Here is an 8,590-nt window from a genome sequence, read left to right as displayed (position 1 = left end):
GCTACGAGTCGGGCCAGCAGGTCAAGCTGGCCCCCGGCACCGAGCTGGACCGCTTCGGCACCCCGGAGGGCCGCGTCCTGTCCCGGTCGGGCACCCCGTACCCGGCCCGCGCCCTGCCGCCCGCCGCCGCGACCTCCGGCTACCGCCGCTACCGGGTGCTGCGCGAGCTGCCCGCGCACTACACGCTGTCCGCCGAGTGGTTCGGCCAGCGCGGCGGCGGCGCCCGCTACCGCGCCACCCACCCCGTCGCCGACCTGGTGGCGCTGGGCTACCTGGAGGAGCTGCCGTGAACGCCGAGTCGATCCGGGACTGGCTGCGCGCGGTCGGCGTGCCGGACGAGGTGGTGTCGATCGGCGAGGAGGCCGACAACACCTGGTGCCTGGTCCACGACGACGATCGCACCGAGTTCGAGGTGTTCTGGCGCGAGCAGGGCAACCGCTACGACTGGGTGGCGTTCACCGCCGAGGACGTGGCCTGCCACTACCTGTTCGGCCGCCTGGCCTGGGCCCAGGTGGCGCGCGGCGCGGTCGGCGTCCTGGACCGGGCGAGGACCGAACCGGCCCCGGCCCCCACGATCGCCCCGTCCGCCTCCGCGGCGCCCCCGGCCCCGGCGCCCCCGCCGCCACCGGCCCGCCCGGTGATCACCCCGGTGGTGCGGCCCTCGGCGGTCGCGCCGACCTCGTTCAAGCCCGCCCCCGCGCCACCCGCGACCCAGGGCTGATCCGGACACCCGCCGCCCGCGCCCAGGGGGCCACCCCGGCGCGGCGCGGCGAACCCGGCGCTACCGGGGCGTGACGTCCGTCCGCCAGGTCACGCCCACCACGTCCTCGGCCTTCGGCACCGGCAGGAACACCGCGAACGTCGCGGGCCTGGCCGTCGACAGCTCCAGCCGCCCCCCGTCCGCGTCCACCAGCGCGCGGGCCAGCGCCAGCCCCACCCCCAACGACCCGCCCCCGGACACCCCGCGCTCGAAGATGTGCCCGGCCAGCTCGTCCGGCACCCCGCTCCCGCCGTCCGCGACCTCGACCACCACGGTCCCGTCGTCGCTGCGGGCGGTGAGCTGCACCTGCCCCTCGCCGTGCCGCAGGGCGTTGTCCAGCAGCACCCCGATGGCCTCCCGCAACCGGGCGGGCGTGGCGCGCGCCAGCAGCCCCTCCGGCACCCGCACCCGCAGCCCCCGCCCCTCGCGCTTGAGCTGCTCCCGCCACTCCTCGGCGATCGCCGTCAGCTCCCCGTGCAGGTCCAGCGGCTCGGCGTCGATCGCCCGCGCCGCCCGCGCCGCCGCCAGCAGCTCGTTCAGCACCTCGGTCAACCGCTCGGCCTGCTCCAGCGCGGCCCGAGCCTCCCCGGCCGTCTCCGGCTCCGGGTGCTCGGCCAGCGCCTCCAACCGCAGCTGCAGCGCGGTCAGCCGGGACCTGAGCTGGTGCGACACGTCCCCGACCAGCTCCCGCTCCCGCTGCACCAGCTGCGCCAGCGCCACGGCGGACCGGTCCAGCGCCTCGGCCAGCCGGTCCAGCTCCTCGATGTCGTGCCTGCGCGGATCGCCCCGGAAGTCCCCGGCCCCGAGCCGGGCCGCCCGGCTGGCCACGTGCCGCAGCGGACGGGCGAGCTTGCGCGCCGTCACCGTCGCCACGACCGTCCCGGTCCCCACCGACAGCACCAGCAGCAGCACCACCAGCGCCGCCATCCGGTACTGGTCGGTGCGCATCGGCCGCGCCGACACCTCCAGCCGCACCGTCCCCTGCTGCGCGATCGGCACCTCGACGCTCAGCGCGTCCTCGTCCAGCGCCTCCCCGAGCTCCCGCACCCCGTCCGGCGAGGTGACCACCAGGTGCCCGCCCACCGGGACGCCCACCTCGGCGGGCCGCAGGTCGATCGCGCTGCCGCCCGCGATCTGGTCGTCGATCAGCGCGGCGATCCGCTGCGCGCGGCTGGCCAGGTCGCCGTGCGCGCTGTCGTCGACCAGCCGCAGCGCCGTGTACCCCAGCGGCAGCCCCAGCACGATCCCGGTGACCGCGACGGCCACCAGGATCGCTCGCAGGATGCGGGAGCGCATCAGTCGGTGGTGTTGAAGCGGAAGCCGACGCCCCGCACCGTGGCGATGCGCCGCTCCACCGAGCGCACGTCGCCGAGCTTCCGGCGCAGCCACGACATGTGCATGTCGAGCGTCTTGCTGCTCTTGAGCTCCGGGTCGTTCCACACCTCCGACAGGATCTCGTCGCGGTTCACGACCTGCCCGGCCCGCTGGATCAGCACGCGCAGCAGCTCGAACTCCTTGTTCGCCAGCTGCACCTCCTGGCCGTCGACGGTGACCCGCCGCGCCGCCAGGTCCATGCGCACCCCGTTGACCTCCAGGGTCTCCGGGGCCCGCCTGCGCAGCAGCGCGCGGATGCGGGCCATCAGCTCGGCGAGCCGGAACGGCTTGGCGACGTAGTCGTCCGCGCCCGCGTCCAGCCCGACGACGAAGTCGACCTCGTCGGACCGGGCGGTCAGCATCAGCACCGGGACGCCGCGCCCGCCCGCGCGGAGCCTGCGGCACACCTCCAGCCCGTCCATGCCGGGCAGCCCCAGGTCCAGCACGAGCAGGTCGATCCCGCCGTGCTCGGCTGCCTCCAGCGCACCGGGCCCGTCCCCGACCACGTGCACCTGGTAGCCCTCCCGCTGCAGCGCGCGGGACAGCGGTTCAGCGATCGCCGGGTCGTCCTCGGCCAGCAAGACCACACTCACGGGACCCAGACTAGGCGTGGCACGATCGCCGTGTGACCGGCTCCGACCGCAGTTCCGCACCCAGCCCCGACCGCGCGTCCGACCTCGCCGCGGACCTCGCGCTCGCCCACCGCCTCGCGGACGCGGCGGACGGCACCACCACGGCCCGCTTCCAGGCCCTGGACCTGGTGGTGGACCGCAAGCCCGACCGGACCCCGGTGACCGACGCGGACACCGCCGTGGAGACCGCGATCCGCGACCTGCTGGCGGCCGAGCGGCCCGCCGACGCGATCGCGGGGGAGGAGTTCGGCGGGAGCGTCGGCGCGGGCCGCACGTGGGTGCTCGACCCGATCGACGGCACCAAGAACTTCCTGCGCGGGGTGCCCGCGTGGGCGACGCTGATCGCGCTCGTCGAGGACGGGCGGCCGGTCGTCGGGGTGGTCAGCGCGCCCGCGCTGGGCCGCCGCTGGTGGGCGTCCGCGGGCGCGGGCGCGTGGGTCCGCTCGGGCGCGGCGGAGGAGCGGCGGATCACCGTCTCCCGCGTCGCCGGGTTGGACGACGCGTACCTGTCGACCACGCACCTGAACTCGTGGGCCGAGCACCACTCGCGCGAGGCCTACCTGCGGCTGGTCGACGCCACCTGGGAGTCGCGGGCGTTCGGCGACTTCTGGCAGCACTGCCGGGTCGCCGAGGGCGCGATCGACCTGGCCGCCGAGGCGGTCGTGAACCCGTGGGACGTCGCGCCGCTCCAGGTGCTGGTCACCGAGGCCGGTGGCGCGTTCAGCGACCTGTCCGGCGCGGAGACGTTCCAGGGCGGTAGCGCGCTGTCGTCGAACGGGCTGCTGCACCGGGCCGCGCTGGACGTCCTCGGACCCGTCGGCGAATAGCGCCGCTCACCCGCACGTGAAAAAGCGGCACCCCGTTCGCGGGGTGCCGCTTTTCGCACGTTCGCCCGATTTCAGGAATGCCCGAGGTTCTCGTCCTCGGCCGACGGGTACGACTTCCGCTCCGCGCGGGGAGTGCGGGCGCCCTCGTCGGGGAAAACCCACTTCTTGTACCCGTACCAGCGGAACGCCATGCCGATGAGCGTGCCGATGATCTGGGCGCTGGCGAAGTCCGCGACCTCCTGCACCAGCCTGCTCACCTCCGGCTCCTGGAGGTGGAACAGGTACCGGGAGACCCACAGCGGCATCGAGTTCAGCACGATCCCGATGCCGTTGACCAGGAAGAACAGCGCCGCCTCGTGGTGCCGCTCCCGCCCGCCGCGGGTCTTGAACGACCACTCGCGGTTCAGCACGTAGGACACGATCGTCGCCACCAGCGTGGCCACGATCTTCGCGGTGACCGGCTTCTCCAGCAGCACCGTCGACTTCAGCGCGAAGAAGATCGCCGTGTCGATCACGAAGCAGGTCCCGCCGACCAGCGCGAACTTCAGCAACTCACGGTGCTTGAGCGCGAGCGACCGCAGCGGCTCGGGGAGCCGGTGGGCAGCGTTCTCCAGTACGGACACCACAGCAGTGTACGGAAATCGGGTGAATGACCTGCGCAAACCGCTGCGGAGTGCAACCCAGCCCACATCCCGGCGGCCCGTTGTGCCTGATTACGCAGCGTTTTCGGGCGGGGCGGCGCGGACCTCACGACCCGCGCCGCCCCGCCCGGTCGGGCCGCTCAGGTGGCGACCCGGCAGACGGTCACCACCTCGTCCAGCACCGGCGGCTCACCGGTCGTGCACACCGGCAGCTCGACCACCACCTCGGCCTGCTGCTCCTGCGGGACCGGGGCGGGCGGCGTGGAGGCGGGCTCCTGCCGCAGCGGCGGGTCGGTCGGCCGGGTGTGGCCCGGCGGCGGGGTCTTCGGCGGCGTCCACGGCGGGCTGCTCGGGGGCGTGCTCGACGGCGGGCTCGGCCTGGTGGTCGTGGTCGTCGTCGTGGGCGGCGTGGTCGTCGTGGTGGTGGGCGGCGGGGTGCTCGTGGTCGTGGTCGTCGGCGGCGTGGTGCTGCTCGACGGCGGGTGCTGCGGGCCGCGGTCGTACTCCCAGACCCGCACCATCACCGCGACGGTCTGCGACGCGCTCCCGATCCGGGCCGTCACGGTCACCTGGCCCCAGACCCAGGGCCGGTGCTTCCCCCGCCTGCCGTCGGCGGCAGCGGGCTCCTGACCCGGTTCCGGTTCCTCCGAGGCCGGGTTCTCCGCCCGCACCGCGTACGCGCTCACCGCGATCCGGAACTTCCCGCCGGAGCGCACGTCGGTCCGGCACTCCAGCCCGGTCTCGTCACCCCGGCAGGCCTCGCGCTTCCTGCTCCACTTGAGCCACACGTTCTCCCCGGCCCGTGCGGTCAGCTCCAGCTCGGCGCCGCGGCTCCCGGCGTTGACGGCGGTGATGTCCAGCTCGGAGTGCCCCCAGCGCGGGTACTCGCGCTTGTGCACCTCCAGCGCCACCTGGTCGGGCTCGGGCAGGACCTTGACCGGCACGTTCAGCTTGACCGTGACGGCGGCGCCCGCGTTGAGCGTCCCGGTGATCTCGCCGCCCTGCGCGGTGCGGTCGGCCACCAGCAGCAGCCGGAACGAGGTCTTGCCCTTCGGGTCGACGCCCCGGAGCGCCGGGCAGGTGAACGGGCCGTCCACCGGTCCGCACTCCACCAGGTCGTCGGCGTCGGCCGCCGCCAGCCGGGACAGGCTGACCGGGCGCACGCCCTGGGGCAGGGTCAGCGCCAGCACCGGGATCTCGGAGAGCACCTCGCCGGAGTTGGCGACCACGACCTCGAGGGGCTTCGGGTCCTGGCCGGGGGTGAGCGAGTAGTCGTCGGGCCAGGTCGCCGTCAGCGACGCCGGGAGCGGCGGCTTCGGCGGGTCGGGCGGGTCCGGGGGCTTCGGGGTGGTGGGACCCGTCGTCGGGTCCGGGTCGGTCGTGGGGTCCCCGGCGGGCGGGGGCGGTGGCGGGTTGTCCCGGGTGCTGACCGGCCCGTTGCCCGTGCCCGCCGGGGGCAGGACCGCGCCGGGCGCCTCGTCCCCGTCGGCGGGCGCGCCGGACGGGGGGACCTCGGACGGCGCGGGGTCCGCCTCGCCCGAGGCGGGCGGGACCGGTGCGCCGGGGGAGGCCGGGGTGCCGCTGCTCTGCTCGGCGGCGGGGGACTGCGCGACGTCGGGGCCCGAACCGGCGCCCGGCGCGGCGATGGCCACGACGACCACGACGATCAGCGCGGCGGCGGACGCGGCCAGCCCGAGCAGCTGGCGCGGGCCGCCGCTCAGCGCCGCCCGCACGACCTCGCCCGCGATCCCGGCCGCGCCCGAGGCGCCCGCCGAGCGTCCACCCGCTGCGCCTGCCGAGCCTGCGGCGCCAGCCGCACCCTCGGCGGCCTGGGCGGTGGCCCCGCCGAGCGCGTCGGCCAGCGCGTTGCCCGCGATGCCGCCCGCGGCGGCCGTGGCCGCCGGGGAGGCCGAGTTGCGCGAGGAGATCAGGTAACCGGCGGTGCCCGCGCCCAGCACGATCGGCGCGATGGCGGCGCGCAGCGCCCCGTTGACGTCCGCCAGCTCGGCGGCCAGCCTGCGGCAGTCCGAGCACTCGTCCAGGTGCGCCTCGACCTGCGTGGTCTCCCGCTTCGACAGGCCCGCGCGGGTCCACGCGCCCAGCCGGTCCACGGTCGCCCGGCAGCGCACGGCCTGCGTCTCGGCCAGGTGCACCTGGAGGTAGGCCTGCTTGAGGCCCTCGCGGGCCCGGTAGGCCAGCGCCGACACGCCGTTGGCCGTCATCCCCAGCAGGGGGGCGACCTCGGCGGGCGACTGGCCCTCGACCTCGGTGTGCCACAGCACGGTCTGCCAGCGCTCGGGCAGCCGGGCGAAGGCGCGCGCGGCGAGCGAGCGCTCCAGCCCCGCGACGGCCGTGTCCCGGAACGGCACGCTGACCGCCTCGGGGGCGACCTCGGACACGTCCTCGGACAGCTCGACCTTCCGGTCCCGCCGGGTCTTGTCGTAGGCGTTGTGCCGCAGCGCGGTCAGCAGGTAGGCGCGGAACGCCACGTCGGGGCCACCGCCGCCCCGCAGCACGTCGAGCACCTTCGAGAACGCCTCGGAGACTAAGTCGTCGGCCTCCGCCGAGGAGCGCGCCAACTGCCGGGCCAGGTTGTAGGCGGCGGTGACGTGGCGCTCGTACAGCTGTCCGTACGCGGCGACATCACCCCCGCGCACCGACTCGATCAGTTCCGCGTCCCCCGGTCTCGGGACATCAGCAGGAACGGTCGCCACGTGGTCCCTCCCCTCGCGCGGGCAAGTCTTCCGCACCGCGTCGCGCACGGTCACGTCAAGTCACTCAAACGTGTCCCGGTTTTTGCCGTCATGGCTGAGCCGGTCGCACGTCACTCCTTCGTGTGGACGTCCTGCGGAGGAGGTAACCGGGTGAGCGTGGGGCAGACGGTGGTGAGGCAGGCGGCGGACGGGAGCCGGGCGCTCAAGCGGCGCTGGCGGTCGGCCGCGCTGGCGGCGGGGTGGGCGTTCGCGGACGACTGGTCGCTCGCGGAGGTCGACGACGTGTGCGAGGTCGTCCTCGGCAGCGACGACCCGAGCCGGGCGCTGGCCGGACTCGGTGCGGCGCGGGCGGAATCCGGGGCCGGGCTCGCCGAGACGCTGCTCGACCTCGCCGCGCTGCACGCCGTCCTGGTGACCCCCGGCGTCGAGGTCGGCGCGCCGCGCGCGGACGTCGACGCGGTGCCCGCCAAGCTGCTGCGGGCCACCGCGCTCGGCTGGGCCGAGGTCGTGCTGGACCGGTCGGCCAGCACCGAGGCCGAGGACCCGCTGACCGGCCTCGCCACCGCCGCGTACCTCCGGACGAGGCTCAGGGAGGTGTACGCGGCCACCCCCGCCGACTACGCGCTGCTGTTCGTGTCACTTGATCTGGAAGGCGCGACCGGGTGGTCGCGGGTGGTGGCCATGACGTTGCTGGCGGACGCGCTGCGCGGGGTGTTCGACGCGGGCGAGTCGGTCGCCTCGGTCGGCCCGTCGGTCGCGGCGGTCCTGCTGCGCCGGGACGCGGACGTCGAGGACAGGCTCGCGCACCTGGCGGCGAAGGCCGAGGCGAGGCTGGCGGTCGACCCGCACGTGCGCCCGGCGGGCCCGGCAAGGCTCGTCCTCAGGCCGCTGCCGGACACCTACGAGGAGGTGTCCGCCCTGCTCGCCGCCCCGCCCAGGACGGGGTGAGGCGGGGGTTGGCCCCATTGTGGTGCTCGGGTCGTTTCGGCGACCATCCGAACGGGCAGTCGTTCCAGGCCCGCGCACGGGGAAGGTGGTGGGGTTCGGTGGCGCTGACGGCGATCTACGACCTGGCGACGGGCCGGAACCCGGTCGAGGTCCGGACCAGGGCGGAGCTGGACGAGCTCGTCGAGCGGGTGCGCGCGCTGCACGTGGGCAGCCCGGTCGTGGTCGAGTTCTCGGTGACCGGCGAGGAGTGGAGCTACCCGATCCTGTACGCGGGCATCGGCCGCGAACGCGGTTTCGTGCAGGAGCACGGCCACCCCGTGCGCGCGACCCTGGGCGACCCGCAGGCGAAGGGCGAGGTGGTCTACGCCCTGGCGACCCACGCGACCTCCGTGCCCGCGGACCAGGAGGTGCCGCTGGAGGCGGTCCGCGAGATCCTGGCGGCGTACCTGGCGGGCGGCGGGGTGATCCCCCCGGACCACCCGAGGATGCAGCTGGTCGCGGCGTCGAAGGACCTGTGAGGCCGCGACCCGGCCAGGCTTGACACAACCACCCCCACCGAGGACGCCTGCCTCGGTTGCCGGGTTGCCGGGTTGCCGGGTTGCCGGGTTGCCGGGTTGCCGGGTTGCCGGGTTGCCGGGTTGCCGGGTTGCCGGGTTGCCGGGTTGCCGGGTTGCCGGGTTGCCGGGTTGCCGGG

At 75.3% G+C, this 8,590-nt stretch carries 8 protein-coding genes and 1 pseudogene; 5 read left to right on the top strand and 4 right to left on the bottom strand.

Annotation, left to right across the window (positions count from 1 at the left end; translation table 11 throughout):
* Nucleotides 1-290: TNT domain-containing protein (locus ACTUAL_RS00965; protein WP_440898927.1), on the top strand; the 290-nt coding region annotated here is incomplete at its 5' end.
* Nucleotides 287-538: pseudogene (locus ACTUAL_RS00960) on the top strand (hypothetical protein); the annotation flags it as partial. The gene ACTUAL_RS00965 and the pseudogene ACTUAL_RS00960, both read left to right, overlap by 4 nt.
* Nucleotides 539-781: 243 nt before the next feature.
* Here the strand turns inward: ACTUAL_RS00960 and ACTUAL_RS00955 are convergent.
* Both ACTUAL_RS00955 and ACTUAL_RS00950 read right to left on the bottom strand, forming a co-directional pair.
* A complete protein-coding gene (locus ACTUAL_RS00955; RefSeq protein ID WP_440898926.1) occupies nt 782-2,056 on the bottom strand; it encodes a sensor histidine kinase in 1,275 nt (424 codons plus the stop codon).
* Nucleotides 2,056-2,727 carry a response regulator transcription factor gene (locus ACTUAL_RS00950; RefSeq protein ID WP_015805064.1) on the bottom strand — a complete coding sequence of 224 codons (672 nt, stop codon included), beginning with the start codon at nt 2,725-2,727 and terminating at the stop codon, nt 2,056-2,058. Before ACTUAL_RS00950 ends, ACTUAL_RS00955 begins: the two co-directional genes overlap by 1 nt.
* A 32-nt stretch (nt 2,728-2,759) precedes the next feature.
* On the opposite strand from ACTUAL_RS00950, the gene hisN reads away from it, so the two are divergent.
* Nucleotides 2,760-3,593, top strand: a complete 834-nt coding sequence (gene hisN / locus ACTUAL_RS00945) for a histidinol-phosphatase (protein ID WP_440898925.1) — start codon at nt 2,760-2,762, stop codon at nt 3,591-3,593.
* Nucleotides 3,594-3,664: 71 nt separating this feature from the next.
* On the opposite strand, the gene ACTUAL_RS00940 is transcribed toward hisN, so the two are convergent.
* Together ACTUAL_RS00940 and ACTUAL_RS00935 are read right to left on the bottom strand one after the other, a co-directional pair.
* Nucleotides 3,665-4,216 carry a GtrA family protein gene (locus tag ACTUAL_RS00940; RefSeq protein WP_177154675.1) on the bottom strand — a complete coding sequence of 184 codons (552 nt, stop codon included), beginning with the start codon at nt 4,214-4,216 and terminating at the stop codon, nt 3,665-3,667.
* Between the two features lie 158 nt (nt 4,217-4,374).
* The gene (locus tag ACTUAL_RS00935) at nt 4,375-6,948 is read right to left on the bottom strand and encodes a sigma-70 family RNA polymerase sigma factor (protein WP_440898924.1); all 2,574 of its coding nucleotides are present in this window, start codon (nt 6,946-6,948) and stop codon (nt 4,375-4,377) included.
* A gap of 150 nt (nt 6,949-7,098) precedes the next feature.
* Between ACTUAL_RS00935 and ACTUAL_RS00930 the strand changes: the two genes are divergently transcribed.
* Complete coding sequence (locus ACTUAL_RS00930; protein ID WP_096496950.1) at nt 7,099-7,896, top strand: GGDEF domain-containing protein; 798 nt, start codon at nt 7,099-7,101, stop codon at nt 7,894-7,896.
* Nucleotides 7,897-7,994: 98 nt separating this feature from the next.
* A complete protein-coding gene (locus tag ACTUAL_RS00925; RefSeq protein WP_096496949.1) occupies nt 7,995-8,414 on the top strand; it encodes an Imm1 family immunity protein in 420 nt (139 codons plus the stop codon).
* Nucleotides 8,415-8,590: the final 176 nt, after the last annotated feature.

The organism is Actinosynnema sp., assembly GCF_052038725.1.
The sequence above is the reverse complement of the archived record's forward strand: the minus strand, read 5'-3'. Positions and strand labels throughout refer to the sequence as shown.

Bases quoted from the DNA above. Each gene is read 5' to 3' on its own strand.
- ACTUAL_RS00955 (WP_440898926.1), bottom strand. From the start codon at position 2,056: ATGCGCTCCCGCATCCTGCGAGCGATCCTGGTGGCCGTCGCGGTCACC.